Genomic DNA, 26,472 nt, shown 5'->3' with positions numbered 1-26,472 from the left:
GGCTCAGGCGCCAGCCTCGGTGAGGTGGGTCGGGAAGAGCTCGCCGGCGTCTGCCACCGGCAGGGTGTGGTTCAAGGTCCAGCGGTAGGCGGCGCTGGTGCGCACCACCTCGTCCAGCGGGAAGGACACCGAACCGGCCGTGCCCTTCACGTCGGGCAGGCGGGCGTAGAACATCTGGCGCAAGCCCGTGAGCGTCAATTCCTCGGCCATTTCGGCGGTCGGGGCCACACCCTGGACCATGACGCAGAGCTCGTGGCCAGGCTGGTCCCGCAACGGTTCCAGGTCGCCCATGACGCCGTCGCGGCCGTAAACCTTGTAGTGCAGTTCATAGCCCGAGTCGCCGAAGCGCTCGCGTACCTTGTCGCGCGCCCAGGCGATGACGCGGTCGACGTTGGCGATGGTGTAGGGATCGCGTATGCCGCAAAGCCCCATGTAGCGCTCGCCGACCTTGCCGGATCCTTCCAGCTTCACGCGCACCTGGGCGGCGGGTTCGAAGCGCGAGCCCGTGATGCGGGTGGTCTTTTCGCTCAGTTGCTCGTAGCGGCAGTCGGCCATGTCCAGCCGGCCGCCGGCGAAGAATTCTTCATAGGGATTGGAGCGTTCGTACATCGCATGGCCCGCGACCGAGGCGATGGTGCAACGCTGGTCGGGGTGCATGGCGGTGACGCGCACGTCTTCGGCCGAGATCTCGCCCATCACGGTTTCCTTGCCGCCATAGGGTTCGGCGCAGAACGAGGCGCATTCCAGCACCTTGCCCAGGTAATAGGCGCGGTCGGCGTCGTAACCCTTATGCAGGGCAGGCGCGGCAAACACGGCGGCGTCCGAGCTGCGCCCGCCAATGATCACGTCCGCGCCGGCTTCCAGCAGCTTGATATAGGGGTGCACGCCGGCCACCGCCACGATGCGGTCGCTGGCGTCGAGTTCGGCCTCGGTCAGGTCGGCGTAGCCGTCCAGGCCCGCTACCTGCTGGCCGTCGCGCAGGGCGCGGCGCACGCGTTCCTTGTCGACTTCCGAGTAGAAATAGCCGACCTTGAACGGCGCCAGCTCATGCTCCGCGGCGATTTCCTTGACTAGGCGCACGTACAGGTCGACGCGGCTGTTGGAGCCGGTATCGCCGGCCGACCCGATGACCATGGGCACGCCCAGCTTGCGTGCGGCCAGCAGCATCTGCTCCAGGTCGTGGCGCTGCCAGGCTTGCGGGCTGGTCGAGGTATCGGAGCCCAGCGGCACGGGACCCACATCGTCGCTGCCCGAATCGGCGGCGATGCAGTCCGGCCCGGCGGCCACGCCGAGCTGGAAACTCTCGGTGCGCAAGGGGGCGAATCCTAAGTGCCCGTTCGGGCAGATGATGCTCATGGAACGCATGGGTATAGTCTCTTCAGTTGAGTCGTCCGGTCTCGCTCGTACCGGCCATGACTACAACGCAAGATGCGTGCCAGCTGCCGGGAAGCGCAAACCCCGGGCATTTGCGGTGCCTGTGCCGCGTTTCATCCTGATTTGCAGGTAAATTTTCACGCAATGCGTGAATTTCACGCATTCAACCTATGCCACCTTCCTACTCCGTAGCCCAAATCCGCGACGCCGAACGCCAGGCCCTGGCCGCAGGCAGGCGGCTGATGCCGCTGGCGGGGGCGGCCGCCGCCCGTTACGTCGCGGCGCGGTTCCGGCCTGGGGTGGTGGTGCTGGCGCTGGCGGGCCCAGGCAACAATGGCGGCGACGCGCTCGAAGCCGCAACCGGCCTGCGCGCGATGGGACACGATGTGCGGGTGCTGTTGCCCTCGGACCCGCAGAACCTGCCCGCCGATGCTGCCCGCGCCTACGCCGGTTGGTTGGCGGCAGGCGGCGAAACCTGGACTGTGCTGGAGCCGGACTTCAAGCCGGGACTGGTCATCGACGGCCTGTTCGGTATCGGCTTGAATCGCCCCTTGGGCGCGGATTGGCAGGCACTGGTGGATACGGTCAACGACTGGCACGTCCCGGTGCTGGCGCTGGACGTGCCCAGCGGCATAGACGCGGACACGGGCGAGGCGCTGGGGCGGCCCATCCGGGCGCGCTGGACCCTGTCTTTCATTGGCCGGGCGAGGGGGCTGGAATGCCCGGGACCGGGGCGCGACGCCTGCGGCGTGTCGGAGGTGGATACGCTGGGCGTGGCCATCGCCCCGGCCGCCTGAGCCCTGGGGCGGGCCTCAGGCGGGCTTGCCGCCGAATCGGGCGGCGATATCCGCCGCCAGCGGCGCGTAGCGCTCGTTGTCGCGGCCGGCCAGCGCGTCCAGGTGCGCCTCCGAGGCGTCGAACACTTGCCAGTAGATGCGTCCGCAGATCTCGCGGGCGGCATGGCCGGGCCAGTCCTCGGGCAGCATGGGGCCGGGCAGTTGCGGATCGTGCAGGACGATGCGGCGCCAGCTGTGCAGCAGCATGACCCGCACGATGAAGGCTTCGGCGGGCGCGGGCGGGGTTTCCAGCAGCTTTTCCAGCGGGCCGAAATTCTTGGCGAACTGGCGGTACTGCTCGGCCAGTTCATCGAGGTTCCAGCATTGCGAGGCCAGGCTGGCTATCGGCAAGCCGCCGGCGCCAGCCAGGTCGCGGGCCGACAGCACCAGCGCCCGGTCCGGGATGCCCAGCTTTTCCAGGATGTCGTGCGCGGCGCTCGCTTCGGTGTGCGGATGGGCGAACAGCCCCGGCGCGATCATGCCGAACCCCTCCCAGACCAGTTCCCGGCGCAGCTCCGCGCGCTCGGCCAGCCCGTTGCCGGTGCGCGGCAGGGCGACCAGCGTCCATTCCCCGTTCCATTCCTGGGGCGGCCCCACATAGATGCGCTGCGAGGCATGCGCCGTATGGCGCAAGCCCTGCTCGGAGATCAGGTAGAGGCTGCGCCGCCCGTGGCGTTCCGATTGCAGCCAGTTCTGCGCCACCAGGCGGAACACGCTGGTGCGCAGCAGCCGTTCATTGATGCCCAGCGGCGCCAGCAGCTCGATCAGGTCGCCCAGCCAGATGGCGCCGCCGTGCGGGGCCAGGGCGTCCCCCAGCAGGCTGACGCAGAGCGACTTCGCGCGCGGCGGATCGTTCTTGATCAGACGTGACAGAAAGCGGTCCAGGGGCGACTGAGGGTTTGCCATTAGAAGGGGCCGCAGACGGCCGGTATCGGGATCCGCAATATGATACATAAATCCAATGTGATACAGATTTGAGTTTGACAATGAATTTTTTGTATTAAATAATCGCCCTATGACATGACGGCACTGCGGAACGTTTGCTTTGCGTTTTCGCAAACCGTCTTCAAGGAGACAAACATGTACGCTCAACTCGTCGAAACCGGCGTCAAGCAGGTCAAGACCGCGGACCAGCTCGAAGGCCGGGAGCAGACGTTCCAGCGCCGGATCGACGACGGCGTCCGCATCGAGGCCAAGGACTGGATGCCGGAGGCCTACCGCAAGACGCTCGTGCGCCAGATTTCCCAGCACGCGCACTCCGAAATCGTGGGCATGCTGCCCGAAGGCAACTGGATCACCCGTGCGCCTTCGCTCAAGCGCAAGGCCATCCTGCTGGCCAAGGTCCAGGACGAAGCCGGCCACGGCCTCTACCTGTACAGCGCCGCCGAAACCCTGGGCGTGTCGCGCGACGACCTGATCGACGATCTGCACGCCGGCCGCGCCAAGTACTCCAGCATCTTCAATTACCCCACGCTCAGCTGGGCCGACATCGGCATGATCGGCTGGCTGGTCGACGGCTCGGCCATCATCAACCAGATCCCGCTGTGCCGCTGTTCCTACGGCCCCTATGCGAGGGCCATGGTGCGCGTCTGTAAGGAAGAGTCCTTCCACCAGCGCCAGGGCTACGACCTGCTGATGCAGATGTGCCTGCACGGCACGCCCGAGCAGAAGGCCATGGTGCAGGACTCGCTGAACCGCTGGTGGTGGCCCGCGCTGATGATGTTCGGTCCCTCGGATGCCGATTCGCCCAACAGCGCCCAGTCCATGGCCTGGAAGATCAAGCTCTTCTCCAACGACGAGCTGCGCCAGAAGATGGTGGACCAGACCGTGCCGCAGGCCGAATACCTGGGCCTGACAGTGCCGGATCCCGAACTCAAATGGAACGCCGAGCGTGGCCACTACGACTTCGGCGAGATCGACTGGAGCGAGTTCTACGCGGTGCTCAAGGGCAATGGTCCCTGCAACCGCGAACGCCTGGCCGCGCGCGTCAAGGCGCACGAGGACGGCGCCTGGGTGCGCGACGCATTGGTCGCCTACGCCGACAAGCAGGCCGAGCGCAAAGCAGCCTGAACTCGCGTCCGGGCTCCACTCTTCTTCACCACCATTGCAAACCGGAGCGCGCCGCGCGCGCCCGGCATTCGAGGATATCCATCATGAGCAAAGACTGGCCTTTGTGGGAAGTGTTCATCCGCAGCCAGCACGGCCTGGCGCACAAGCACGTCGGCAGCCTGCACGCATCCGACGCTGAAATGGCGATCAACCACGCCCGCGACGTCTACACCCGCCGCAACGAGGGTCTGAGCATCTGGGTGGTGCGCGCCTCCGATATCTCGGCCAGCAGCCCCGGCGACAAGGATCCGCTGTTCGAACCGGCCAACAGCAAGGTCTACCGGCATCCGACGTTCTTCCCGATGCCCGAAGAAATCAAGCACATGTAAGACGGCGGGGGAGACATGGACAAGACTCTGTTTGAATACCTGCTGCGCCTGGGCGATTCCTCGCTCATCCTGTCGCAGCGGCTGGGCGCCTGGACCGGCCACGGCCCCATTCTGGAAGAAGACCTGGCGCTGACCAACACCGCGCTCGACCTGCTGGGCCAGGCCCGCATGTGGCTGACGCTGGCGGGCGAAGTCGAAGGCGCCGGCCGCGACGAAGACGGGCTGGCCTACCTGCGCGACGCGCACCAGTTCCACAACGTGCTGCTGGCGGAGCGCCCCAACGGCAACTACGCCGACACCATGGCGCGCCAGTTCCTGTTCGACGTCTGGCACTACTTCCTTTTGCAGCGCCTGGAGCAGTCGGCGGACGAGCGCGTCGCCGCCATCGCGGCCAAGGCCATCAAGGAAGTGACCTATCACGTGCGCCGCTCCTCGGACATGGTGGTGCGCCTGGGCGACGGCACGGCGGAAAGCCACGCCAAGATGCAGGCGGCCATCGATGACGCCTGGCGCTTCACCGGCGAACTGTTCGCCGACGATGCCATCGACCAGGACGTTGCCGCCCGTGGCATAGGCTGTGAGCTGTCGGCCTTGCGCCAGCCCTGGCTGGCCCACGTGCGCGAAGTGCTGGAAGAGGCCACCCTGACCGTGCCCGACGAGTCCGCCGCAAACCATTTGGCGTATCGCGGCGGCCGCCAGGGTAAGCACACCGAGGAACTGGGCTACGTGCTCGCCGAAATGCAGTTCCTGCCGCGCGCCTACCCCGGAGCCACCTGGTGAACGCGCTGGCGCCCGTATCCGCCGACCAGGTCTACACCTGGCTGCAGGAGGTCCCCGATCCGGAGATCCCCGTGCTGTCCGTGGTGGATCTGGGCGTGGTGCGGGACGTGTCCTGGGACGGCGAGGCCTGTGTCGTGGTCATCACGCCCACGTACTCCGGCTGTCCGGCCATGCGCGAGATCACACAGGACATCCAGCAGACGCTGGCCCGCCACGGCATCGCCGAGGTCCGCGTGGAAACCCGCCTGGCGCCGGCCTGGACCACCGACTGGATGAGCGAAAAGGGACGCGAGGCGCTCAAGGGCTACGGCATCGCCGCGCCCGCCGAACGCGCCGTCGATATTTCGGGCATCAGCCGGCGCGCGTCCGGCCCCGCCATCGCCTGCCCGCGCTGCGGCTCGAAAGACACGCGCCTGGTCAGCAACTTCGGGTCCACGTCGTGCAAGGCGCTGTATCGCTGCGTGTCTTGCCGCGAGCCCTTCGATTATTTCAAGACTCACTGAGAGCGGTTTCGCAATGAGCCAGAACCAATTCCATTCCTTGACGGTGGCTTCGGTGGCGCGCAACACGCGCGACGCCGTGGTCGTGACCTTCGACCTGCCCGAGACGCTGGCGCAAGAGTTCGCCTTCCTGCCGGGCCAGTACCTGACGCTGCGCACCGAGCTGGATGGCCAGGAACAGCGCCGCTCCTATTCCATCTGTTCCGCGCCTCACGACAAGCTGCTGCGCGTGGCCATCAAGAAGGTGGACGAGGGCGTTTTTTCCAGCTGGGCCAATCATGAACTGCAGCCAGGCCAGACCCTGGAGGTCATGGCGCCGGCCGGCAATTTCACCGTCGATTTTTCGCCCGAGAACAAGCGCCACTATGTGGCGTTTGCCGTAGGCAGCGGCATCACCCCGGTGTTCTCCCTGGTCAAGACCGCGCTGTCGACCGAACCCAACAGCACGTTCACGCTGTTCTTCGGCAACCGCGCCTCGTCGGCGGTGCTGTTCCGCGAAGAGATCGAAGACCTGAAGAACCTCTACATGGAGCGCTTCTCGCTGGTCTACATCATGAGCCGCGAAACCCAGGACATCGAACTCTTCAACGGCCGCCTGGACGGCGACAAGGTCGACCAGCTGATGGCGGCCTGGATGAGTCCCGAGGATATCGATTACGCTTTTGTCTGTGGTCCGCAGACCATGACCGAAAGCGTGGTCGAGCGGCTGCAGGCCCGCGGCATTCCGAAGTCGAACATCAAGTTCGAACTGTTCGGCGCGCCCAAGGGGCCGCGCGCATTGCGCACCGGCCAGGACGCCCGCCAGGCGCCCGGCAAGGGCCAGTGCGAAGTGACCGTGGTGCAAGACGGCCACAGCCGCATGTTCGTGATTGAAAAGAATAAAGACAGTGTGCTGGATTCGGCGCTGGCGCAAGGGATAGAACTGCCATATTCGTGCAAAGGCGGAGTGTGCTCCACCTGCCGTTGCAAGGTCATCGAAGGCGAGGTGGACATGGACGCCAACTTCGCCCTGGAAGACTACGAAGTGGCGCGCGGTTTCATCCTGAGCTGCCAGAGCTTCCCGGTCAGCGACCGCCTGGTCATCGACTTCGACCAGGAAACCTGACCCGGCCCGCGCCCGGCAGAAAAAACCACATCTATTTGGAGAGACGCAGTGTCCCAACAATTCTTCGAACGTCACCAGCCCCTGCTGGAACAAGCCATGGCCGCCGCCTCCCTGCGCGGCTACTGGAGCCCGTTTGCCGAGTCGCCCAGTCCCCGCAACTATGGCGAGACCGCCAACGACGAGGGCCGCGCTGCCTTTGAGGCGCTGCAAGGCAAGCCTTTCCCGCTGAACCTGCATGACGCCGACGGCACCGTGGGCGGCGAGCAGTCGCCCTTCGGCTTCGACCTGGGCATCACCTATCCGCGCGTCCCCGCCGACAAGCTGATCGCGGCCTCCAAGCGCGCGCTTGAAGACTGGCGCCGCGCCGGCCCGCGCGCCTGGGTGGGCGTCTCGCTGGAAATCCTGGCCCGCCTGAACAAGCGCAGCTTCGAGATCGCCTACGCGGTCCAGCACACCACCGGCCAGGGTTTCATGATGGCCTTCCAGGCCGGCGGCCCGCACGCGCAGGATCGCGGCTTCGAAGCCGTGACCTACGCCTGGCAGGAAATGTCGCGCATCCCCGGCGTGGCCGTCTGGGAAAAGCCGCAGGGCAAGAATGACCCGATTCGCATGGAAAAGCAGTTCACCGTGGTGCCGCGCGGCGTCGCGCTGGTGATCGGCTGCTCCACCTTCCCGACCTGGAACGGCTACCCCGGCCTGTTCGCCAGCCTGGCCACCGGCAACACCGTCATCGTCAAGCCGCACCCCGGCGCCATTCTGCCCCTGGCCATCACCGTCAAGGTGGCGCGCGAAGTGCTGCAGGAAGCGGGCTTCGATCCCGACGTGGTACTGCTGGCCGCGCATGCCGCGGGCGATGACACCGCGCAGAAGCTGGCGCTGGATCCGGCGGTCAAGATCGTCGACTTCACCGGCAGCACCGCCAACGGCGACTGGCTGGAAAACAACGCCCGCCAGGCGTTGGTCTACACCGAGAAGGCCGGCGTCAACCAGGTCATCATCGATTCGACCGACGACCTGAAGGGCGTGGCCCGCAACCTGGCATTCTCGCTGGCCCTGTATTCGGGCCAGATGTGCACCGCGCCGCAGAACATCTATGTGCCGCGCGACGGCATCCAGACGCCGGAAGGCCGCGTCAGCTTCGATGAAGTCGCCGCCGCCCTGGGCGCCGCGGTCGAGAAGGTCGGCGCCGATGCGGCCAAGGCCGTCGAGTTGACCGGCGCGATCCAGAACCAAGGCATCGTCGAGCGCATCGAGAAGGCCCGCGCGCTGGGCTTGCCGGTGGTGGCCGACAGCAAGGCGCTGACGCACCCGCAATTCGAGAACGCCCGCGTCCGCACGCCGCTGCTGCTGCGCACGGAAGCCGGCAACGCCGCCATCAGCCAGGAATGGTTCGGTCCGATCGCCTTCGTGGTCGCCACGGATTCCACCACCCACAGCATCCAGCTGGCGCGCGACAGCGTGATCAAGCATGGCGCGCTGTCGCTGTCCGCCTACACCACCAGCGATACGGTCGCCGACCAGGTGCAGGACGCCGCCGAAGTCTCGGGCGTGTCGCTGTCGCTGAACCTGACGGGCGGCGTATTCGTCAATCAGACGGCCGCCTTCAGCGACTTCCATGGCACCGGCGCCAACCCGGCCGCCAACGCCGCGCTGTCGGACTCGGCCTTCGTGTCGAACCGCTTCCGCGTGGTGCAAACCCGCCGCCATGTTTGATCCCACCCCGAAGCGCTGCGCGCTTCCCCCTCGAGGGGCGCCGCTGCGGACCGGCAAAGCCGGCTCCGCGCGGCCCGGGTTGGGCGTTACGCATAATCTCTGTTGCGAGTGACGTGCCCGCTATGGATAACTGATATGACCTATCAAGACATTCAATTCGACCTGTCCGGCGGCATCGCGCGCCTGACGCTGAACCGTCCCGACAAGCTGAACAGCTTCACGGCCAACATGCACGGCGAAGTGGCTGACGCGTTGACGCGCGTGGAAACCGAAGGCGCGCGCGTGCTGCTGCTGACCGGCGCGGGCCGCGGCTTCTGCGCCGGCCAGGACCTGAGCGAGCGCAAGCCCGCCGCCGATGGCACGCCGCCCGACCTGGGCGAGACCGTCGACAAGTTCTACGGGCCGCTGGTGCGCCGCGTCAACGCCTTGCCCATGCCGGTCGTGGTGGGCGTGAATGGCGTGGCCGCCGGCGCGGGCGCCAATCTGGCGTTCGCTGGCGACATCGTCATCGCCAAGGCTTCGGCCACGTTCATCCAGTCGTTCTGCCGTCTTGGGCTGATCCCCGACACCGGCGGCACCTTCGTGCTGCCGCGCCTGGTGGGCCGCGCCCGCGCCATGGGCCTGGCCATGCTGGGCGACAAGCTCAGCGCCAAGCAGGCCGAGGAGTGGGGCCTGATCTGGCAATGCGTGGCGGACGAGGAATTCGACGCCGAACTGGAACGCCTGGCCCAGCACTTCGCCAAGGCTCCGACCAAGGGCCTGGCTTTCACCAAGCAGGCCATGCAGGCCAGCCTGGGCAATGACCTGTCCACGCAGCTGGACCTGGAACGCGACATGATGCGCGAACTCGGCCGCAGCGCGGACTACGCGGAAGGCGTGGCCGCCTTCCTGGGCAAGCGCGAACCGCAATTCAAGGGGCAATAAGAATGAACGCACACGTTCCCGCGGTCGAAGTGCCGGCCGATCCCCAGGAGCTGGCGCAGGCCGTCGGCACCGTCATGTTTGCAGGCGACGCGGCGTCGCAAGGCCTGGACATGAAAATCGAGGAAATGGCGCCGGGCTACGCGCGCCTGACCATGCGCGTGCGCGCCGACATGCTGAACGGCCACAAGACCTGCCATGGCGGATTCATCTTCGCCCTGGCGGACAGCGCCTTCGCCTTTTCCTGCAATTCGCGCAACGTCAGCACGGTGGCGTCGGGCTGCACCATCGACTACCTGGCGCCGGGCTTCGAAGGCGACCTGCTGACCGCAGTGGCGCAGGAGCGCTCGCTGGCCGGCCGCACCGGCGTCTACGACGTAACCGTGACCAACCAGGATGGGCGTAACGTGGCGCTGTTCCGCGGCCGTTCCTACCGCATCAAGGGCCAGATCGTTGGCGTCCCCGCGGACGCTTGAGCCAGCCAACCAACCAAAGATACGGCCGCGGGCCGGGCCGCGAGCGGGCAGGGCTTCCGCCCGCCGCGCGACCGGGCTCCGCGCAGAGAGAATTTCAGGAGAGAGATAACCATGTCCAACACCATGAGCAAGCCGGGGCTGGATCCCATCGAGCATGCCAGCGAGGATGAACTGCGCGCGCTGCAACTGGAGCGGCTGAAGTGGTCGCTCAAGCATGCCTATGAAAACGTGCCGCACTACAAGAAGGCTTTCGATGAAGCCGGCGTGCATCCCGACGACCTGAAGCAGCTGTCCGATATTTCGAAGTTCCCCTTCACCACGAAGAAGGAACTGCGCGAGAACTATCCCTTCGGCATGTTCGCCGTGCCGCGCGAGCGCATCTCGCGCATCCATGCATCCAGCGGCACCACCGGCAAGCCGACGGTGGTGGGCTATACCCAGGGCGACCTGGACAACTGGGCCAACCTGGTGGCGCGTTCCATTCGCGCGGCGGGCGGCAAGCCCGGCGACACGGTGCACGTGGCCTACGGCTACGGCCTGTTCACCGGCGGCCTGGGCGCGCATTACGGCGCGGAACGCCTGGGTTGCACGGTCATCCCGATGTCGGGCGGACAGACCGAAAAGCAGGTGCAGCTGATCAACGATTTCCGTCCGGACATCATCATGGTCACGCCCTCCTACTTCTGCAATATTCTGGAGGAACAGCGCCGCCAGGGGATTGATCCGCGTCAAAGTTCGCTGCGCATCGGCATCTTCGGCGCCGAACCCTGGACCGGGCAGATGCGCGCCGACATCGAGACCGAAGCCGGCATCGACGCCGTGGATATCTACGGCTTGTCCGAAGTGATGGGGCCGGGCGTGGCCAGCGAATGCGTCGAGACCAAGGACGGCCCGGTGGTCTGGGAAGACCATTTCTACGCGGAAATCATCAATCCCGACACGGGCGAACCCGTGGCCGACGGCGAGCCGGGCGAGCTGGTGTTCACCTCGCTGACCAAGGAAGCGATGCCCATCATCCGCTACCGCACCCGCGACCTGACGCGCCTGCTGCCGCCGACCGCGCGCAGCATGCGTCGCATTGGCAAGATCACCGGCCGCAGCGACGACATGCTGATCGTGCGCGGCGTCAACATGTTCCCGACCCAGGTCGAGGAACTGGTCCTGAAGATCGCCCAGCTGGCGCCGCACTATCAGTTGGTGCTGTCGCGCAGCGGCAATATGGACGAGCTGGAAATCCTGACCGAACTGCGCGCCGAGTTCTCGACCCTGTCGGATGCGGAACGCGCGAACCTGGGCAAGCAGCTGCAGCACGCGGTCAAGACGCACATCGGCGTCAGCGCGCGTATCCAGGTGTCGGACTCGGGCCATGTGGAACGCACGCTGACCGGCAAGGCGCGCCGCGTGATCGACAAGCGACCGAAATAAGGTCCTAAAAAAAGCAGCCGCAAGGCTGCTTTTTTTACTTGATCGCCCCGCGCACGATGCGCCGGTACCAGTAGTGCAGCAAGGCGGCCGACAGTCCCAAGCCGACCATGGCCATCAGCCACATGCTGCCCGCGCCCTGCGGCGAGCCCGGCACCAGGATGGCGCGCACGCCGTCCAGGCCACCGCGGCCCGGGCCGAAGCCGAACCACCAGCCGCCGACCAGGCCCACTCCCGCCAGGGCGACCACTTGCAGCAGCAGCGGCACCACCGCGACCTTGTAGGCGCGCAGCAGGTAGGAGTTGATGCATTGCATCGAGTCGAACAGATGGAACAGGGGCAGGACGGCCAGCAGTGTGGTCGCCACCGCGGCCACCTCGGGGTTGTTGGTATAGGCGGCCAGGATGAGCGGCCGGCCCGCCAGCAGCACCGCTGCGGTGAGCAGCGCGCCCAGGATGCCCAGCGTCAGGCCCGCCATACCGGTGCGGTGCGCATGCGCGAGATTGCCCGCGCCGATGGCCTGCGCGGTCAGGGCGGCCGTGGCCACGCCCAGCGCCATCGGCATCATGTAGCAGAGCGCGGCCAGGTTGGACATGATCTGGTGGCCGCCGGTCACGAAGGTGCCTTCGCGCGCCACCAGCAGGGCCATGAAGGTAAAGGCCGACACTTCCACCAGATACGAGCCGCCCATGGGGATGCCCAGGCGCAACAGCTCCTTGAGCGTCTTCCAGTCGGGCTTGCCGACGTGCAGCTTGAAGCGCCGGTAGTAGCGGTCATGGGTGATGACCCACAGGCCCAGGCCCAGGCTCATCCACGACACCACGGCCGTCGCCAGGCCGGCGCCGGTGGCGCCCATGGCCGGCAGGCCAAGATTGCCGTAAATGAAGAGCCAGTTGAAGAAAGCCTTGAAGCCGATCGCCGTCAGGTTGATGGCCATGACCAGCTTGGGGCGCGAGACCGAGGTGCCCAGCGCGTAGATGGTGCGGAACACCAGGGCCGCGGGCAGCGCCAGCACCAGGGCCTGCAGATAGGAGCCGATGCGTTCGCGCACGCCTGGGGCGACTTCGCCCGACATGGACAGCCACATGTCCGGGAACAGCAGCAGCACCGCGCCGACCACCGACAGCCCCAGCGCCAGCCACACGCCCTGGCCCCAGCTGCGCCCAACCTCGAGGTTGTTGCCAGCGCCGAAGTGCTGGGCCAGGATGGGGATCAGGGCGTGTACCACGCCCATCAGCCCGACAAAGATGGTGATGTAGATGGACGCGGACAAGGCCATCGCCGCCAGGTCGGCGGCGCTGGAGTGGCCCGTCATGGCGGTGTCGAGCACGCCGAAGGAGATGCCGGCCCATTGGCTGACCAGTACCGGCCAGGCCTGCCGGGCGATGCCGCGCAGGGTGGCGCCGAAACTCATCGGCGCGGCGGACGCGGGCGTCATCGGGGGGCGCCGACTCTAAGCAGGCGGAACACTTCCTGGCGGTCGGCGCGCCGGCCACCTTGCCACAGTACTTCGGCGCCGTCGCTGTAGGCGGCGGTATTGTCCCGCAGGCTCTGGTTGCTGGTCTGTTGCAGCACCAGCGTGCACTTGGAGTCGAACGTGAACGTCAGGTTATTGAAGATCAGGAACGAGGCGCGCTGCCCGCTGCCCAGGCTCAGTCCGCGCACGCACTCGCCGGGGCGCACGTTCTGCTCCAGCGCCTGTGCCAACTGCCCAGACACGGTGCGATAGCTGCGGGCGTAGTCCACGGCGGGCTGCCACAGCAGCACCAGCAGGATCCACGTAACGGTCAGGCCTCCGGCCGACAGCACGGTGCCGCGCCACAGTGCCTGCGGCCGCACCCGCAGCCGCCAGACCACCAGCGCGATCCAGCCCACGGTAAAAACAATGGCCAGCGCGAACGCCACCCAGGAGATCTCGGGGTCGTAGCCGGTGGTCTGGCGCGCGATATTGCGGGAAATCTGTGCCGGCCATCCGAAGTGCAGGGCGACCCAGCCGAGCCAGACCGTGGTTGCCGTCAGCGAAAAGCACATGACGGCGAACCAGTCCAGGGTGTTGACCACGCCGCGGCGCAGCGTGGGCAGCGAAAACGCGCCCAACACCGCGCAAGGCACGGCCAGCAGCACATATTCGGAGTCGGAAGCTTCTTCCAGGCCGAACAGCACTGCCGCCGAGCACACCAACAGGGTCAGGGGCAGCCAGATATGGGGCGCATAAAGCCAGGCGCGCCAGCGCCAGATGGCCAGCAGGGCCAACGGCCAGGTGGGCCACAGGTACCAGGGCAGGTCGCGCAGGGTGCGCCCGATGTCATGCCAGGAGGGCACGGCGAAGGACGACAGGTTCCAGATCTTCCAGTTGCGGATCCAATACTCGCTGCTGTGGCTGGCGGGAATCCACCAAGCCAGGATCAGAAGGGCCGCCAGCAGCGCGGCCCAGGGCAGCCAGCGGCGGCATTTCCACAGCCGGCTGCGCGGATAGAAGGCCAGGGCCGCGCCCACCATGATGGGGATGGCGCCGACCCAGCCGCGGGTCAGGAAGCTGGCCGCCAGGGCAATGCCCAGGGTGGTGCTGCCGGTGAAGGGCCGGTCTATGCTGCGCGCCAGCGAATAGAAGGCCAGCGCCTGCCACGCCATGATGGCGGGCACGACGGTGGTTTCGTGGGTGCGCTGCAGGATGCCGACCGTGGCCAGCAGCAGGAGGAGCGCGGCGTCGGCCAGCATGCGCCCGTAATCACGAGGTTCGGGTTCGCCGCCGAAGGGCAGGGCCAGCGGCTGCGCTTCGGCGCGGCGGCCCAGCAGGTAGGTGCCGTACCAGACGCTGGTCGCGGTGATGCCGAACCACAGCAGATTGGGCAGGCGGCCGGCGGTGATGTCGCCGATGAAGGGGCCGAACAGCCAGATGCAGATCGCGCCCACCCAGGTGATCAGCGGCCCTTCCTCGGCGTGGGCCAGGTGCCCCACCTGCGGCAGCAGCCAGGTGATGCCGCCTTCGCGGATCGCCGTGACCATGGTCGCCAGCCCCACCGCATCATCAGTTTTCCACGGGTCGCGCATGAACAGGCCGGCCACGATATAGGCCAGCGACAAGCCCAGCAGGATCAGCCTGGGCAGTTTCGCGGTGGCCACGGACGTGAGCCGGGCCGGAGTGGAAATGGAAAGTGGGGACACGGGCGTTAATGTAACCGAGTGGTCTGATTGCGCTAGTACCCGGCGTCAAGATTGAACTGCCAGGGAGAAAAAAAAGCAGCCCGGAGGCTGCCTTTTTGCTGCGGCTCCCGCGGGAGCGACAGGATCAGGAAGCGGACTTGACCGTGCCGGCAGTGCGGGCGAAACGGGCGCGGAACTTTTCCACGCGGCCGGTTTCGACGATGCGGGTCTGGGCGCCCGTGTAGAACGGGTGCGATTCGGAGGTCACGTCGCACTTGAAGAGCGGGTACGTCTTGCCGTCGATTTCAACGGTTTCGCGCGTGTGCACGGTCGAACGGGTGATGAACTTGTTGCCCGTTTGCAGATCGGCGAAGACGACTTCGCGGTATTCGGGGTGAATGCCTTCTTTCATGGTGCTTTCCTAGGGCTCTTCCGAGCCTTGCAAGTTGTTAGGGTCGCCAGCCAGGAAGCGCGGTAATCCCGTCCGCCCGGCAAATCCGCCGATATGCTCATCGGGTTTGCCCAGCGGCCGGATACTCGTCGACTATTCCAGCCACGTATCCAAAAAGTAACCCCAAATTCTAGCATGGGAATTTTGGCTCGGCCAAGAGGAAAGGAGGCCCTTGGGGAGGGGCGCCCTTGCCAAAATTGGGGTCGGATAAGGGTTTAAAGATCCGTGCGCAGCTTCCAGATCTCGGGGAACAGCACCACTTCCAGCATGCGCCGCAGGTAATCGACCCCCGACGTGCCGCCAGTGCCGCGCTTGAAGCCGATGACGCGCTCGACGGTGGTGACGTGGCGAAAGCGCCACAGGCGGAATGCGTCTTCCAGGTCGGTCAGCTTTTCCCCTAGCTGGTACAGGTCCCAGTAGCGGTCGGGCTCGCGGTAGACCGTCAGCCAGGCGGCCTCCACGCCGGCCGACGCCTGGTAGGGCTGGGTCCAGTCGCGTTCGAGGTGGTCGGTCGGCACGTCCAGGCCATGGCGGGCCAGCAGCCGCAATGCCTCGTCGTACAGCGATGGGGCTTCATAGGCGCTGCGCACCTGGGCCAGCAGGTCGTCGCGGTGCGCATGCGGCTTGAGCATGGCGGCGTTCTTGTTGCCCAACAGGAATTCGACCTGGCGGTACTGGTAGCTCTGGAATCCGCTGGAACGCGCCAGATAGGGGCGCAGCGCGGAGTATTCGGGCGGCGTCATGGTTGCCAGCACGTCCCAGGCATGGACCAGCTGTTCCATGATCTTGCTGACGCGGGCCAGCATCTTAAAGGCGGGTTGCAGCCGGTCGGCGGCCACGTTGGCGATGGCGGCGCGCAGTTCGTGCAGCATCAGCTTCATCCAGAGTTCGCTGGTCTGGTGCTGGATGATGAAGAGCATCTCGTTGTGCTCGGGCGACAGCGGATGCTGCGCGCCCAGCAGTTCGTCCAGATGCAGGTAATCGCCATAGGTCATGTCGCGCGTGAAATCCAGCTGCGCTTTTTCCTGGCGGACGATGTCTTCGGGGCGTTCGGAGTGGCTCATGCGCGGTCTCCCTGGCAGGGCGGGGCGGCGCTGCGCGCGGATGCGGGCAGGGCGCGCCACGAGGGCGCATGGGGACGGGCGCGGGCAAGCGTCGCGTGCGGATCGGAATGGTGTTTCATGGTCGAGCTTCCAGAACTGGCGGCCGATTTCGGATCGGCCGCCCATGGCCAGCGGACCAGCCTACAGTTCGCGCAAGACGGCGCGGACCGGGCTGGCATCGGCCTGGACCAGCGCCAACGGCAGGGCGATCAACTCGTAATCGCCTTCCGGCACATCGTCGAGCACCAGGTTCTCCAGTACCCGCATGTCGTGCCGCAAGATCGTGTGGTGGCTGTCCAGGGTCTTGCTGGACGCGGGGTCGATGCTGGCCGTATCCAGGCCAATCAGCATGACGCCGCGTTCGGCCAGCCATTCGATGGTCTGGGGCGCGTAGGCGGAAAAATCGTCGGTCCACCAGTCCTGCGCGGCATGCTTGGCGGTGCGGACCAGCACGCGGGGCGGTAGGTTCAAGCCCGCATGGGCCACGTGGTCCACCGTGATGAGGGGGCCGCAATCGATGGCGTGTATGACGCGACAGGGCCCCAGGAACGGTTCCAGGGACACTGCGCCGATGGCGGCGGCGCCGTTCTGGTAGTGCAGGGGCGCGTCAGCATGCGCGCCGATGTGCGGCGACAGCGTGATTTCGCTGACGTTCACCGGGCAGCCGGGCGTAAGCGACCATTTCCATTGCTGGCGGTACGGCGTGTCGCCAGGAAAGACTGGCGACGCCGTGGAGACGGGCGGGGAGATGTCCCACAAGCGTTTCATGTCAGGCGGAATGGGTCGGAAGATGCGTTAAGCCTAAAACAATTGCGGGCGCTAGTCTAACGAATTCGGGAGCTGTCCGCAGCCCCTACAGGCCGCCGAGTTCGGCCATGGAGATGACCGTCCCGGCGGCGACGATCAGATGGTCCACCAGCCGGATGTCCACCAGCGCCAACGCCTGTTTCAGGTGCTGCGTGAAGCCGCGGTCCGCGGCGCTGGGCTCGGCCAGGCCGGACGGATGGTTATGGGCGATGATCAGGGCCGCCGCATGGTGCCGCAGCGCCTCGCGCACGACCTCGCGGGGGTAGACCGATGCCTGGGACAGGGTGCCGCGCGCCAGCTCGCCCGTGGCGATGAGTCGCAGCCGGTTGTCCAGATAGAGCGCGATGCAGTGTTCCACCTGGCGGTGCCCCAGCGCCATTTTGCAATATTCCTTTACCTGCAACGGGTGGGCCAGGTTGCTATTGCGGGTCAGATCCTCTTCGATGGCGCGGCGCGCCAGTTCCAGCAGGGCGACCAGCATGCAGGCCTTGGCCGCACCCAGGCCGGGGACCGCGGTCAGTTCCTCGGGCGTCGCGCCCAGCAGGCCCCGCAGGCCGCCGAATCTGGCCAGTAACTGGCTGCCCAATTGCACCACGTCCAGGCCGGGAATGCCGGTGCGCAGGGCGATGGCGAGCAATTCCGAGTCCTGGAGCGATCCGGCGCCGTGGCGCAGCAAGCGCTCCCTGGGGCGCTCGTGTTTGGGCAGCCGATCGGACAATTTCATAAGAGGCTCTAAAATCAGGGTTTATTCAATTGCATATACGGTGGCAGATCTTGAGCATCGCCTCTAACGAAGTGAACGTTTTTGTCCGTCCGGATTCCTACCTGACGCTGCACTACCGCATCACGCTGGCCTCCGGGCCGGGCAAGGATTCCGTGTTCGCCGACACCTTCGACGGCCGTCCCGGCACGCTGCAGATGGGCAGCGGCCAATGGGCGCCCGGCCTGGAAGCGGCGCTGGTCGGCCGCGCCGAAGGCGAGCGCTTCAGCGTCACGGTCGAGCCGGCCGACGCTTATGGCGAGCGCAACCCCGAGCTCATCCAGCGCGTCACGCGCGCCATGCTGGCTGAGCATGCGGGCGCCGACGCCACCTTCGAGCCGGGCGACCTGGTGGAATTCGCCGCGCCCAATGGCGGACGCTATTCGGGCGTCCTGAAGGAAATCAACGACGAATCGGCCCTGTTCGATTTCAACCACCCGCTCGCGGGCATCAGCTTGCGGGTCGACGTGGCGCTCTTGGGAGTCCTCTGATGAGCCAGGTTGTCACCGCCGCCGACGCCGAAGTCCTGCTGGCGCAGCCGCGCGGCTTCTGTGCCGGCGTGGATCGCGCCATCGACATCGTCGAACGCGCGCTCGAACTGCACGGCGCGCCCATCTACGTGCGCCACGAGATCGTCCACAACCGCTACGTGGTCGAAGACCTGCGCGCCAAGGGCGCCATCTTCATCGACGAGCTGGACGACGCGCCCGCCGGCGCCATCGTGGTGTTCTCGGCGCACGGCGTGTCCAAGGCGGTGCGGGCCGAGGCCGATTCGCGCGGGCTGCGCGTGTTCGACGCCACCTGCCCGCTGGTCACCAAGGTCCATATCGAGGTGGCCCGCATGCGCGCCGCCGGCCGCGAGATCATCATGATCGGCCACAAAGGCCATCCCGAAGTCGAAGGCACGCTGGGCCAGGCCCAGGGCGGCATGTACCTGGTCGAGACCGTCGAGGACGTCGCCGGCCTGCAGGTGGCCGACCCCGAAAACCTGGCCTACGTCACGCAGACCACCTTGTCGGTGGATGACGCGGCGGCCGTGTCGCGGGCGCTGAAGGAGCGCTTCCCCAGCATCGTCGAGCCCAAGAAAAGCGATATCTGCTACGCCACCCAGAACCGCCAGGACGCGGTCAAGGTGATGGCGCCGGATTGCGACCTGGTGCTGGTGGTGGGCAGCCCCAATAGTTCCAACTCCAACCGGCTGCGCGAAGTGGCCGAGCGCAAGGGCGTGGCGTCCTACCTGATCGATGGTGCGCAGTCCATCGATCCGGCCTGGCTGGTGGATCGCAAGCGTATCGGCGTGACGGCGGGCGCATCCGCGCCCGAGATCCTGGTGCAGCAGGTCATCGACCGGGTCAAGGAATTGGGCGCGGTGTCGGTGCGCACCATGCCGGGCCTGGAAGAGAATGTGGCGTTCCCGCTGCCCAAGGGCCTGTCCCGCAAGTCGGCGCAGACGGAATCGCTGGAATAAGCAGGCGGGCGCCGCGCGACCGCGCGGCGCTGCCGCATCAGAACATCAAGGAGACTTCATGCAGTTGTACAGCTACTTTCGCAGCTCGGCCGCGTACCGGGTGCGCATCGCCCTGAATCTCAAGGGGCTGCCCTACGAATACCTGCCCGTGCATCTGCTGAAGGACGGCGGCCAGCAGCTGTCGGCGGATTACCGCAAGGTGAATCCGACCGCGCTGGTGCCCACGCTGGTCGACGGCGACGCCGTCATCGGCCAGTCGCTGGCCATCATTGAATACCTGGAAGAAACGCATCCCGAGGTGCCGCTGCTGCCGGCGGACGCGATAGGCCGCGCTCGGGTGCGCGACCTGGCGCTGGGCATCGCCTGCGACACGCATCCCTTGAACAATCTGCGCGTGCTGAAGTACCTGAAGCACACCCTGGGCGTGGACGAGGCCGCCAAGACCGCCTGGTACAAGCACTGGGTGCATCAGGGCCTGGAGGCCCTGGAGGCGCAGCTGGCGGGCTCTGCTGCCACCGGCCGTTTCTGCCATGGCGACACGCCCACGATCGCCGACCTGTGCCTGGTGCCCCAGGTGGCGAACGCCCAGCGTTTCGACTGCGATCTGTCGGCCATGCCCAACGTCGTGCGTATTGATGCCGCCTGCCGCGCGCTGCCGGCCTTCGATGCGGCCGCGCCGGGCAAGCAGCCCGACGCGGAGTAGCGGCTAACCGGGTGCGGACCGGCTCAGCCGATCTGCACCGGCACGAAGATCTTGGCTTCGCCGCGCTGTACCAGCAGGGCGACCGTCTTGCCCGCCTTGGACAGCGCTTCCTTGACCTGCGCGACGTTGTGCACGGGCACCCCGTTCAAGGACAGCAGCACGTCGCCCGGTTCGATCCCGGCCTTGGCGGCCGGCCCGATCGAGCGTTCGATCAGCAGGCCTTCGGCGCCGGCCGCCTGCTGCTCCTGCGGGCTTAGCGGACGCAGCGCCAGGCCGAGCTGGCCGCGCTGCACCTCCTGCTCTCCCGCCGAGGCCTGGGTCTTGTCCTTGGGTATGCCGCCCAGGGTGGCGACCAGTTCCTTTTGCGAACCGTTGCGCCAGACGTCCAGCTTGATCTTCTCGCCCGGCGTGGCCAGCGTGATGGTGGAGGCCAGATCGCCTGACGACACGATGGTCTTGCCGTCGATCTTGCGCACCACGTCGCCGGGCTGCAGGCCGGCCTTGTCGGCTGCGCTGCCTTTCTCCACGCTGGACACCAGCGCGCCCGAGGGCGTATCCAGCTTGAAGGAGTTGGCCAGGTCCTGGTTCACTTCCTGCACCGTTACGCCCAGCCTGGCGTGCTGCACCTTGCCGTGTTCCAGGATCTGGTCCTTGATCTTGTAGGCCACGTCGATCGGAATCGAGAACGACAAGCCCTGGAATCCGCCGGTGCGGCTGTAGATCTGCGAGTTGATGCCCACCACTTCGCCGCGGTCGTTGAACAGCGGGCCGCCCGAGTTGCCGGGATTCACCGCCACGTCCGTCTGGATGAAAGGCACCGAGGTGTCGTCCGGCAGCGAGCGGCCCTTGGCGCTGACGATGCCGGCGGTGGCCGTGTTTTCGAGGCCGTAGGGCGAGCCGATGGCCAGCACCCATTCGCCCACCTGCAGCTGGTTGACGTCGCCCACCTTCACCACCGGCAGGTTCTTGGCGTCGATCTTGAGGACGGCCACGTCGGTCTGCGGATCCGAGCCCAGCACCTTGGCCTTGTACTCGCGGCGGTCGGTCAGCTTGACCGTGACTTCCTTGGCGTCCTGGACTACGTGCGCATTGGTCAGGATGGTGCCGTCGGCGCTGACGATGAAGCCGGAGCCTTCGCCGCGCATCGGCACTTCGCGCGAAGGCCTTTGGCCGCGCGCGCCGGGAATCTGGCCGAAGAACTGGGCAAAGGGATCGCCTTCGTCGGCAGAGACCTTGCGGGTGCCGCTGACGCTGATGTTCACCACGGCCGGGCCGAAGTCGCGCGTGATCTGCGCGAAGTTGGGCGGGCTGGACGTGCCGGGCGCCTGGAGGGAGGAGGTAATGGCCGGCGCGTTGGCCGCCATCGAAACGCCGGCGGTGAAGGCGGTTGCGCCCGCGCCGCCTATGGCGCCGGCTGCCAGCAGCGCCAGCATCAGGCGCGAGGGTTTCATTTGGGTGGTCTTCATGTCGGCTCCTGCGTTCATGTTGAAGGACATGACGCTATCTTCGGGCCTGACACTTAGGCGAGTCTTAAAGGCGGGCCTTAAAGGCGAGCCTTAAGTCGGGAAAGCCACCTTCACGCGCAGGCCCTGGCCGGCCGGCGTGTCCTGCAGCGTTATCGCCGCGCCGTGCTGGTCGGCGATGCTGCGCGCGATCGCCAGTCCCAGGCCGCTGCCATGCTGTGCATTGCCTTCGACGCGGTAGAAGCGGTCGAACACGCGTTCGCGCTCTTCCGGCGCGACACCGGGGCCTTCATCGTCGATCAGCAGGGCGACTTCATGGGCGGCCTGTTCCAGGTGGAGGTGGATGCGCTTGCCGGCGGGGGTGTACTTGATGGCGTTGTCCAGCAGATTGCGCACCAGCAGCGTCAACGCATCGCGGTGCCCTTGCACCCATGCCTGTGGCGCGCCGTCCAGATCGATGCTGATCGTCTTGGCGTTGGCCTGGGGCAGCATCTCGGAGAGCGCCTGGCGCAACACGTCGGCCAGGTCCACGGCTTCAGGAGGCGTCTGTTCTGCCGCGTTTTCATGGCGCGCCATCGACAACAACTGTTCCACCAGGCGCGTGGCGCGGTCGATGCCGGCAGCCAGGCGCTGCTCGGCCAGCTTGCGCGTCTCCGCGTCGCCGGCGCGTTGCAGCGCCTGTAGTTGCAGCCGCAGCGCGGTCAGCGGTGAACGCAGCTCATGCGCTGCATCGCCCACGAATTGCTTCTGCTGCGCGAAGGCGCCGCGCATGCGTTCCAGGAGCAGGTTCAGTTCCTGGACCAGCGGCCGGATCTCGTCGGGCAAGCCTTGCACGCTGACGGGGGAAAGGTCCTCGGGCTGCCGCGCCGCGACCTGGGCGCGCGCGCGCTTCACGGGGCGCAGCGACCAGCTCACCACGCACCAGACGATCAGCATCAGCAGGGGCGCCGCGGCGGCGATGGGGGCGATGGTGCGTAGCGCCAGCGCGCGCGCCATGCTGGTGCGCACGCCCATGTCCTGCGCCACCTGGATGACCTGGAAGGGCGTGGCCAGCGAATATACGCGGTAGGTGCTGCCCTCCATTTTCGCGTCGGAGAAGCCGAGCACGATCTGGTCTGGCAGTGGGCGGCGCGAGCGGGAATTGAAGACGCGCAGGCCGTCGGGCGTCCAGATCTGGATGATCAAGTCGTCGGCGACGGGAGAGCCCGCGCCGCGCGCGTGCGTCGGGCCTGTGCTGAGCAGTCCGTCGCCGGTCCCCAGCGACAGGGCGGTGCGCTGCAGCAGCGAATCGAAGATGTCGTCGGCTTGCGCCAAGGTGTTGCGGTAGGCGATGGCGCCTTGCACCAGCGCGCCGACCACGATGGCGGCCAACAGGAAAAAAAGCAGCCTGGCTCTCAGTGAGTAGCTAAGCGGAATGCTCATGTTTTGGGGATGACATAGCCGACGCCTCTGACGTTCTGGATCAGGTTCGGACCCAGCTTCTTGCGCAGGCCATGAATATAAACCTCAACCGCGTTGCTGCTGATGCTCTCTTTCCAGCTATACAGCTTTTCTTCCAGCTGGGCGCGGGAGAAGATCATGCCGGGACGCGCGATCAACGGTTCGAGCACGGCCCATTCGCGCGCGGTCAGCGTCACGGGGGTGCCGTCCACCATGGCCGCGTGCGACTGGGGGTCTATGGTGATGCCCTCGTGTTCGAATACCGGCTCGGCGCGGCCGGCGCTGCGCCGGATCAGGGCGCGCATGCGGGCCAGCAGCTCGTCCACGTCGTAGGGCTTGACCACGTAGTCGTCGGCGCCGGCGTCCAGGCCCGCGATGCGGTCGCTCACGGCGTCGCGGGCGGTGGCGATCAGCACCGGCGTGCGGTCCTTGCGCGCGCGCAGGTCGCGCAACAGCGACAGGCCGTCGCGCTTGGGCAGGCCCAGGTCCAGCAGTATGAGGTCGTAGGTGTCGGTGCGCAGCGCGAGTTCCGCCGCATTGCCGTCCTTGACCCAGTCGACGGCGTAGTGTTCGGCGCGCAGGAAGTCCAGCACGCTCTCGCCTATCATGAGATCGTCTTCAACAAGAAGGATGCGCATGGTCGTGTCCGCCAGGATGGTCCAGCAGGTTGGATGCGCGGTGGCGGGCGGGAGTTCCCGGGCGAGGGTGCGGCGCGGAACGGGCGCGGAAATGAAAAAAGCAGCCCGAGAGGGCTGCTTCTTGAAATCTGGTGCCGGCAATAGGAGTCGAACCTACGACCTTCGCATTACGAATGCGCTGCTCTACCAACTGAGCTATGCCGGCAAGACCATTTGCTTCGTTCCGGTGATGCTGGAACCGCAAGCAAAACATCTTTGTTTTTCCTGTCTCGTGGCCCTGATTTATGGGGTCCGATCTGGAAAGACCGAGATCATATCAGAGTTTTTTGGCGATGGGAAACCATGCGCTCAAAACACTGGAAAAATCCGGCGATTTGCACAGTCTGATTTTTTAGTTCATAATCTCGTTTCTTAGCAGTTCCCCGATAGCTCAGTCGGTAGAGCGACGGACTGTTAATCCGCAGGTCGCTGGTTCGAGCCCAGCTCGGGGAGCCAAAGAATTCAGGGCCATTCACGCAAGTGAATGGCCCTTTTGGTTTGCTGCATCGGATCTGTCATGGAAGATCGGGCATGGACGACAAGCGCATAGGCGTGACGGTGATTTCCGGTTTTCTGGGCAGCGGCAAGACGTCGTTGCTCAACCGGCTGTTGCGGGATCCGGCGTACGCCGATGCCGTCGTCATCGTCAATGAATACGGCGAAGTGGGCGTCGATCATCATCTGGTGCGGCAGGCCCGCGACAACATCGTGCTGGTCGAGGGTGGCTGCCTGTGCTGCGTCGTCAGTGGCGCGGTGGTCGATGCCTTGCGCGATTTGTTCATGCTCGCGCTCAGCCGCAAGATCAAACCCTTTCGCCGCGTGCTCATCGAAACCAGCGGGCTGGCCGATCCTGCGCCCATCCTGTTCACCCTCAAGCACGACCGCTTCCTGGCCGAGCGCTATGCGTACCGGGGAGCGATCGTCCTGGTGGATGCGCGCAACGGCCTGGATCAATTGGAGCGGCAACCCGAGGCGCCGCGGCAACTGGCCTTGGCGGATGTCGTGGTGTTCAGCAAGCCGGACCTGTCGGACGAGGCAAGCCTGGACCGCCTGGGGCAGGCGGTCGCCGACATCAATCCGGGTGCGCAACGTTGCGTCCAATGGCCCGATGCGCCGCTTGCCGATGCGCTGCGCCTGGGGCTGGATAGGCAGGCCAGGCGCGATGGCGCTGCCCTGGCGGGTTGGCTGCGGCCATTTGCCCAGCCTCGGGCGGCCCGCCATGGAAGCGTGGGCAGTTTCTCCCTGGTTTTGGCTGTTCCCGTCGGGCGGGCGGCGTTTCTGGCCGGCATGTCGCGGATCCTGGAGCGCTACGGGCAGGGCTTGCTGCGTATGAAGGGCTTGGTATGTTTCGAGGGCGAGATGCTGCCGTGCGAGGTGCATGGCGTGCATGGCGAGCTCTATCCGGTGAGTCAACTCGATCAATGGCCGGGCGGCGAGCAGGTGTCGCGGCTGGTCTGCATCTTGCGAGGGCCTGAGGTGGCGGAGGTTCGCGCTGCTCTGGGTGCCGCGCTTGGGCAGTCCATCCTTTGATTGTCCGTGGCTGACGGTCTGGGCCTTCCGGATGGTGGTCTTGATTTTGATGTCGGCGTTGCACCGAAATACGGTATAACCGGAGCGGTCTGGTGCAAGAATCGAGACAATCATGGATCGTTTGAAAGCCATGCAGGTGTTCGTGGAGGTCGCTGACAGGGGTAGCCTGTCGGCGGCGGCGATTCATCTGGATATGTCGCGCGCCATGGTGTCGCGCTATCTGGCGGAAATGGAGCAGTGGGTGGGAGTGCGCCTGTTGCATCGCACGACACGGCGCCTGAGCCTGACGCCCGCCGGCGCTGAAACGCTGCCGCGCTGCCGGCAGATGCTGGACATGGTGGGGGATCTGCGCAATGCTGTATCGACTCCGGACGACACGCCGCGGGGCCTGCTGCGCATCACCACCAGCATGTCGTTCGGCTCCCGGCATCTGGCCAGCGCCATCACCGATTACGTCAAGCTGCATCCGGGCACTTCGGTCGATCTGATGCTGGTGGATCGCGCCGTCAATCTGGTGGAAGAGCGCGTGGACCTGGCCGTGCGCATCACCAATGATCTCGATCCCAATCTGATCGCCCGCAAGCTTGCGGTCTGCCGTTCGGTGGTGTGCGCCTCGCCCGAGTATTTGCAGCGCGAAGGCGTGCCGGCCCGTATCGAGGACTTGTCCTTGCGCAATTGCCTGACTCACTCCTACTTCGGCAAAAGCCTGTGGCGCTTCGAGCGCGACGGCGAACCGGTGGATGTGCCCGTCAGCGGCAACATCAGCGCGAATGAGGTGTCGGTGCTGTCGCGCGCGGCGCTGGAAGGGGCGGGCATTGCCATGCTGCCGACTTACTACGCTGCGGACGACATTGCCTCGGGCCGCTTGCGGGCCATCCTGACCCAAAGCAAGCCTCAGGAGCTGGGCATTTACGGGGTTTACGTCTCGCGCCGCCAGATGCCGCTGATCTTGCGGTCCATGCTGGATTTTCTGGTGGGCCGCCTGGAATCCACGCCATGGGACAAGCCTGCACCGTAGTTTTCGCGCCGCGTTCGGCGTCGCTCAGGCTTGAGGGTGGGGTATATGGCGGTATAATCGAACAACTGCTTGAACATGCTAGGCGCGATGGGCTTATGCCTGTCAGCGTGTAGTCTTATAAAACATCCAAGAATCGTGGTTGCAGCTCTGGTGGGCTGCGGCATCGCGGAACCCGTTTCCGCATGCGCCAGGGGAAGCTTATCGGGTTTATGGAATGTTGCGGCCAGTCCGCGCAGCCCGAGCCTCGATGATTCGGGTCCTTGATATCGATTGCCGCAGGAAGGCTGCGCCGAGTTGTCGGCGTGCTCTGCGGGCTGGCCGGCGATTTCTGCCGGCTTTTCCA

26 protein-coding genes and 2 tRNA genes are annotated in these 26,472 nt (G+C 66.0%); 16 read left to right on the top strand and 12 right to left on the bottom strand.

Translation table 11 applies throughout. The annotated features are described in order from the left end of the window. Positions 1 to 3: 3 nt before the first annotated feature. A complete protein-coding gene (locus AC3WOB_RS08350; protein WP_492274732.1) occupies positions 4 to 1,365 on the bottom strand; it encodes an acyclic terpene utilization AtuA family protein in 1,362 nt (453 codons plus the stop codon). A 179-nt stretch (positions 1,366 to 1,544) separates the two neighbouring features. On the opposite strand from AC3WOB_RS08350, the gene AC3WOB_RS08345 reads away from it, so the two are divergent. Next, complete coding sequence (locus AC3WOB_RS08345) at positions 1,545 to 2,171, top strand: NAD(P)H-hydrate epimerase (RefSeq protein WP_492274731.1); 627 nt, start codon at positions 1,545 to 1,547, stop codon at positions 2,169 to 2,171. A gap of 15 nt (positions 2,172 to 2,186) precedes the next feature. On the opposite strand, the gene paaX is transcribed toward AC3WOB_RS08345, so the two are convergent. After that, on the bottom strand, positions 2,187 to 3,116 hold the full coding sequence (gene paaX / locus AC3WOB_RS08340) for a phenylacetic acid degradation operon negative regulatory protein PaaX (protein WP_492274730.1): 930 nt from the start codon (positions 3,114 to 3,116) through the stop codon (positions 2,187 to 2,189). A 174-nt stretch (positions 3,117 to 3,290) separates the two neighbouring features. On the opposite strand from paaX, the gene paaA reads away from it, so the two are divergent. The 9 genes from paaA to paaK all read left to right on the top strand — a co-directional run bounded on the left by paaA (position 3,291) and on the right by paaK (position 11,568). Further along, on the top strand, positions 3,291 to 4,280 hold the full coding sequence (paaA, locus tag AC3WOB_RS08335; RefSeq protein WP_006393654.1) for a 1,2-phenylacetyl-CoA epoxidase subunit PaaA: 990 nt from the start codon (positions 3,291 to 3,293) through the stop codon (positions 4,278 to 4,280). An 83-nt stretch (positions 4,281 to 4,363) separates the two neighbouring features. Beyond that, positions 4,364 to 4,648: a 1,2-phenylacetyl-CoA epoxidase subunit PaaB gene (gene paaB, locus AC3WOB_RS08330; protein WP_013392438.1), complete on the top strand. Its 285-nt coding sequence runs from the start codon at positions 4,364 to 4,366 to the stop codon at positions 4,646 to 4,648. A gap of 15 nt (positions 4,649 to 4,663) precedes the next feature. After that, entirely contained in the window at positions 4,664 to 5,428 is a 765-nt protein-coding gene (paaC, locus tag AC3WOB_RS08325; RefSeq protein WP_492274729.1) for a 1,2-phenylacetyl-CoA epoxidase subunit PaaC, read from the top strand. Next, the gene (gene paaD, locus AC3WOB_RS08320; RefSeq protein ID WP_013392440.1) at positions 5,425 to 5,931 is read left to right on the top strand and encodes a 1,2-phenylacetyl-CoA epoxidase subunit PaaD; all 507 of its coding nucleotides are present in this window, start codon (positions 5,425 to 5,427) and stop codon (positions 5,929 to 5,931) included. The genes paaC and paaD overlap by 4 nt, the downstream gene beginning before the upstream one ends. Positions 5,932 to 5,944: 13 nt before the next feature. Continuing rightward, on the top strand, positions 5,945 to 7,033 hold the full coding sequence (gene paaE / locus AC3WOB_RS08315; protein WP_492274728.1) for a 1,2-phenylacetyl-CoA epoxidase subunit PaaE: 1,089 nt from the start codon (positions 5,945 to 5,947) through the stop codon (positions 7,031 to 7,033). 48 nt (positions 7,034 to 7,081) lie between these two features. Further along, complete coding sequence (gene paaN / locus AC3WOB_RS08310; RefSeq protein ID WP_492274727.1) at positions 7,082 to 8,746, top strand: phenylacetic acid degradation protein PaaN; 1,665 nt, start codon at positions 7,082 to 7,084, stop codon at positions 8,744 to 8,746. A 135-nt stretch (positions 8,747 to 8,881) separates the two neighbouring features. Next, entirely contained in the window at positions 8,882 to 9,670 is a 789-nt protein-coding gene (gene paaG / locus AC3WOB_RS08305; protein ID WP_492274726.1) for a 2-(1,2-epoxy-1,2-dihydrophenyl)acetyl-CoA isomerase PaaG, read from the top strand. Positions 9,671 to 9,672: 2 nt separating this feature from the next. Further along, a complete protein-coding gene (paaI, locus tag AC3WOB_RS08300; RefSeq protein ID WP_013392444.1) occupies positions 9,673 to 10,143 on the top strand; it encodes a hydroxyphenylacetyl-CoA thioesterase PaaI in 471 nt (156 codons plus the stop codon). A gap of 111 nt (positions 10,144 to 10,254) precedes the next feature. Further along, complete coding sequence (gene paaK / locus AC3WOB_RS08295; protein ID WP_013392445.1) at positions 10,255 to 11,568, top strand: phenylacetate--CoA ligase PaaK; 1,314 nt, start codon at positions 10,255 to 10,257, stop codon at positions 11,566 to 11,568. Positions 11,569 to 11,602: 34 nt separating this feature from the next. Here the strand turns inward: paaK and AC3WOB_RS08290 are convergent, their stop codons facing one another. The 6 genes from AC3WOB_RS08290 to radC all read right to left on the bottom strand — a co-directional run bounded on the left by AC3WOB_RS08290 (position 11,603) and on the right by radC (position 17,794). Continuing rightward, positions 11,603 to 13,003, bottom strand: coding sequence for an MATE family efflux transporter (locus AC3WOB_RS08290; RefSeq protein WP_492274725.1), 1,401 nt, complete (start codon positions 13,001 to 13,003; stop codon positions 11,603 to 11,605). Further along, a complete protein-coding gene (locus tag AC3WOB_RS08285) occupies positions 13,000 to 14,730 on the bottom strand; it encodes an ArnT family glycosyltransferase (RefSeq protein ID WP_041652883.1) in 1,731 nt (576 codons plus the stop codon). Before AC3WOB_RS08285 ends, AC3WOB_RS08290 begins: the two co-directional genes overlap by 4 nt. A gap of 124 nt (positions 14,731 to 14,854) precedes the next feature. After that, on the bottom strand, positions 14,855 to 15,121 hold the full coding sequence (locus AC3WOB_RS08280) for a type B 50S ribosomal protein L31 (RefSeq protein WP_006218255.1): 267 nt from the start codon (positions 15,119 to 15,121) through the stop codon (positions 14,855 to 14,857). A gap of 254 nt (positions 15,122 to 15,375) precedes the next feature. Then, positions 15,376 to 16,224 carry a tryptophan 2,3-dioxygenase gene (kynA, locus tag AC3WOB_RS08275; protein WP_492274724.1) on the bottom strand — a complete coding sequence of 283 codons (849 nt, stop codon included), beginning with the start codon at positions 16,222 to 16,224 and terminating at the stop codon, positions 15,376 to 15,378. Positions 16,225 to 16,404: 180 nt separating this feature from the next. Further along, positions 16,405 to 17,031, bottom strand: a complete 627-nt coding sequence (gene kynB, locus AC3WOB_RS08270; protein WP_492274723.1) for an arylformamidase — start codon at positions 17,029 to 17,031, stop codon at positions 16,405 to 16,407. Between the two features lie 85 nt (positions 17,032 to 17,116). After that, complete coding sequence (radC, locus tag AC3WOB_RS08265) at positions 17,117 to 17,794, bottom strand: RadC family protein (protein ID WP_013392450.1); 678 nt, start codon at positions 17,792 to 17,794, stop codon at positions 17,117 to 17,119. A gap of 50 nt (positions 17,795 to 17,844) precedes the next feature. On the opposite strand from radC, the gene AC3WOB_RS08260 reads away from it, so the two are divergent. The 3 genes from AC3WOB_RS08260 to maiA are packed head-to-tail and all read left to right on the top strand — an operon-like array spanning position 17,845 to position 20,001. Then, complete coding sequence (locus AC3WOB_RS08260) at positions 17,845 to 18,321, top strand: FKBP-type peptidyl-prolyl cis-trans isomerase (RefSeq protein ID WP_080551049.1); 477 nt, start codon at positions 17,845 to 17,847, stop codon at positions 18,319 to 18,321. After that, positions 18,321 to 19,298: a 4-hydroxy-3-methylbut-2-enyl diphosphate reductase gene (gene ispH, locus AC3WOB_RS08255; RefSeq protein ID WP_013392452.1), complete on the top strand. Its 978-nt coding sequence runs from the start codon at positions 18,321 to 18,323 to the stop codon at positions 19,296 to 19,298. Before AC3WOB_RS08260 ends, ispH begins: the two co-directional genes overlap by 1 nt. A 58-nt stretch (positions 19,299 to 19,356) precedes the next feature. Beyond that, positions 19,357 to 20,001: a maleylacetoacetate isomerase gene (maiA, locus tag AC3WOB_RS08250; RefSeq protein WP_013392453.1), complete on the top strand. Its 645-nt coding sequence runs from the start codon at positions 19,357 to 19,359 to the stop codon at positions 19,999 to 20,001. Positions 20,002 to 20,024: 23 nt separating this feature from the next. On the opposite strand, the gene AC3WOB_RS08245 is transcribed toward maiA, so the two are convergent. The 4 genes from AC3WOB_RS08245 to AC3WOB_RS08230 all read right to left on the bottom strand — a co-directional run bounded on the left by AC3WOB_RS08245 (position 20,025) and on the right by AC3WOB_RS08230 (position 23,747). Next, positions 20,025 to 21,467 carry a DegQ family serine endoprotease gene (locus AC3WOB_RS08245; protein WP_492274722.1) on the bottom strand — a complete coding sequence of 481 codons (1,443 nt, stop codon included), beginning with the start codon at positions 21,465 to 21,467 and terminating at the stop codon, positions 20,025 to 20,027. 90 nt (positions 21,468 to 21,557) lie between these two features. Then, positions 21,558 to 22,886 carry an ATP-binding protein gene (locus tag AC3WOB_RS08240; RefSeq protein ID WP_492274721.1) on the bottom strand — a complete coding sequence of 443 codons (1,329 nt, stop codon included), beginning with the start codon at positions 22,884 to 22,886 and terminating at the stop codon, positions 21,558 to 21,560. Next, positions 22,883 to 23,542, bottom strand: a complete 660-nt coding sequence (locus tag AC3WOB_RS08235; protein ID WP_013392456.1) for a response regulator — start codon at positions 23,540 to 23,542, stop codon at positions 22,883 to 22,885. Before AC3WOB_RS08235 ends, AC3WOB_RS08240 begins: the two co-directional genes overlap by 4 nt. A gap of 129 nt (positions 23,543 to 23,671) precedes the next feature. Then, positions 23,672 to 23,747 (bottom strand) — tRNA-Thr (locus AC3WOB_RS08230). Positions 23,748 to 23,961: 214 nt separating this feature from the next. Between AC3WOB_RS08230 and AC3WOB_RS08225 the strand changes: the two genes are divergently transcribed. From AC3WOB_RS08225 to AC3WOB_RS08215, 3 genes are all read left to right on the top strand, one after another. Continuing rightward, a tRNA-Asn gene (locus AC3WOB_RS08225) sits at positions 23,962 to 24,037 on the top strand. Positions 24,038 to 24,112: 75 nt separating this feature from the next. Next, positions 24,113 to 25,111, top strand: a complete 999-nt coding sequence (locus tag AC3WOB_RS08220) for a CobW family GTP-binding protein (RefSeq protein WP_492274720.1) — start codon at positions 24,113 to 24,115, stop codon at positions 25,109 to 25,111. A 112-nt stretch (positions 25,112 to 25,223) separates the two neighbouring features. Next, positions 25,224 to 26,129 carry a LysR family transcriptional regulator gene (locus AC3WOB_RS08215; RefSeq protein ID WP_013392458.1) on the top strand — a complete coding sequence of 302 codons (906 nt, stop codon included), beginning with the start codon at positions 25,224 to 25,226 and terminating at the stop codon, positions 26,127 to 26,129. The last annotated feature ends 343 nt before the right edge of the window (positions 26,130 to 26,472 follow it).

The organism is Achromobacter sp. FW305-C-30-7 (assembly GCF_058783105.1).
This window is presented reverse-complemented; position numbering and strand designations above follow the sequence as displayed.

Coding starts and splice junctions, on each gene's coding strand:
- AC3WOB_RS08350 (WP_492274732.1), bottom strand. CDS start 1,365: ATGCGTTCCATGAGCATCATCTGCCCGAACGGGCACTTAGGATTCGCC.
- AC3WOB_RS08345 (WP_492274731.1), top strand. CDS start 1,545: ATGCCACCTTCCTACTCCGTAGCCCAAATCCGCGACGCCGAACGCCAG.
- paaX (WP_492274730.1), bottom strand. CDS start 3,116: ATGGCAAACCCTCAGTCGCCCCTGGACCGCTTTCTGTCACGTCTGATC.
- paaA (WP_006393654.1), top strand. CDS start 3,291: ATGTACGCTCAACTCGTCGAAACCGGCGTCAAGCAGGTCAAGACCGCG.
- paaB (WP_013392438.1), top strand. CDS start 4,364: ATGAGCAAAGACTGGCCTTTGTGGGAAGTGTTCATCCGCAGCCAGCAC.
- paaC (WP_492274729.1), top strand. CDS start 4,664: ATGGACAAGACTCTGTTTGAATACCTGCTGCGCCTGGGCGATTCCTCG.
- paaE (WP_492274728.1), top strand. CDS start 5,945: ATGAGCCAGAACCAATTCCATTCCTTGACGGTGGCTTCGGTGGCGCGC.
- paaG (WP_492274726.1), top strand. CDS start 8,882: ATGACCTATCAAGACATTCAATTCGACCTGTCCGGCGGCATCGCGCGC.
- paaI (WP_013392444.1), top strand. CDS start 9,673: ATGAACGCACACGTTCCCGCGGTCGAAGTGCCGGCCGATCCCCAGGAG.
- paaK (WP_013392445.1), top strand. CDS start 10,255: ATGTCCAACACCATGAGCAAGCCGGGGCTGGATCCCATCGAGCATGCC.
- AC3WOB_RS08290 (WP_492274725.1), bottom strand. CDS start 13,003: ATGACGCCCGCGTCCGCCGCGCCGATGAGTTTCGGCGCCACCCTGCGC.
- AC3WOB_RS08280 (WP_006218255.1), bottom strand. CDS start 15,121: ATGAAAGAAGGCATTCACCCCGAATACCGCGAAGTCGTCTTCGCCGAT.
- kynA (WP_492274724.1), bottom strand. CDS start 16,224: ATGAGCCACTCCGAACGCCCCGAAGACATCGTCCGCCAGGAAAAAGCG.
- kynB (WP_492274723.1), bottom strand. CDS start 17,031: ATGAAACGCTTGTGGGACATCTCCCCGCCCGTCTCCACGGCGTCGCCA.
- radC (WP_013392450.1), bottom strand. CDS start 17,794: ATGAAATTGTCCGATCGGCTGCCCAAACACGAGCGCCCCAGGGAGCGC.
- ispH (WP_013392452.1), top strand. CDS start 18,321: ATGAGCCAGGTTGTCACCGCCGCCGACGCCGAAGTCCTGCTGGCGCAG.
- maiA (WP_013392453.1), top strand. CDS start 19,357: ATGCAGTTGTACAGCTACTTTCGCAGCTCGGCCGCGTACCGGGTGCGC.
- AC3WOB_RS08245 (WP_492274722.1), bottom strand. CDS start 21,467: ATGAAGACCACCCAAATGAAACCCTCGCGCCTGATGCTGGCGCTGCTG.
- AC3WOB_RS08240 (WP_492274721.1), bottom strand. CDS start 22,886: ATGAGCATTCCGCTTAGCTACTCACTGAGAGCCAGGCTGCTTTTTTTC.
- AC3WOB_RS08235 (WP_013392456.1), bottom strand. CDS start 23,542: ATGCGCATCCTTCTTGTTGAAGACGATCTCATGATAGGCGAGAGCGTG.
- AC3WOB_RS08220 (WP_492274720.1), top strand. CDS start 24,113: ATGGACGACAAGCGCATAGGCGTGACGGTGATTTCCGGTTTTCTGGGC.
- AC3WOB_RS08215 (WP_013392458.1), top strand. CDS start 25,224: ATGGATCGTTTGAAAGCCATGCAGGTGTTCGTGGAGGTCGCTGACAGG.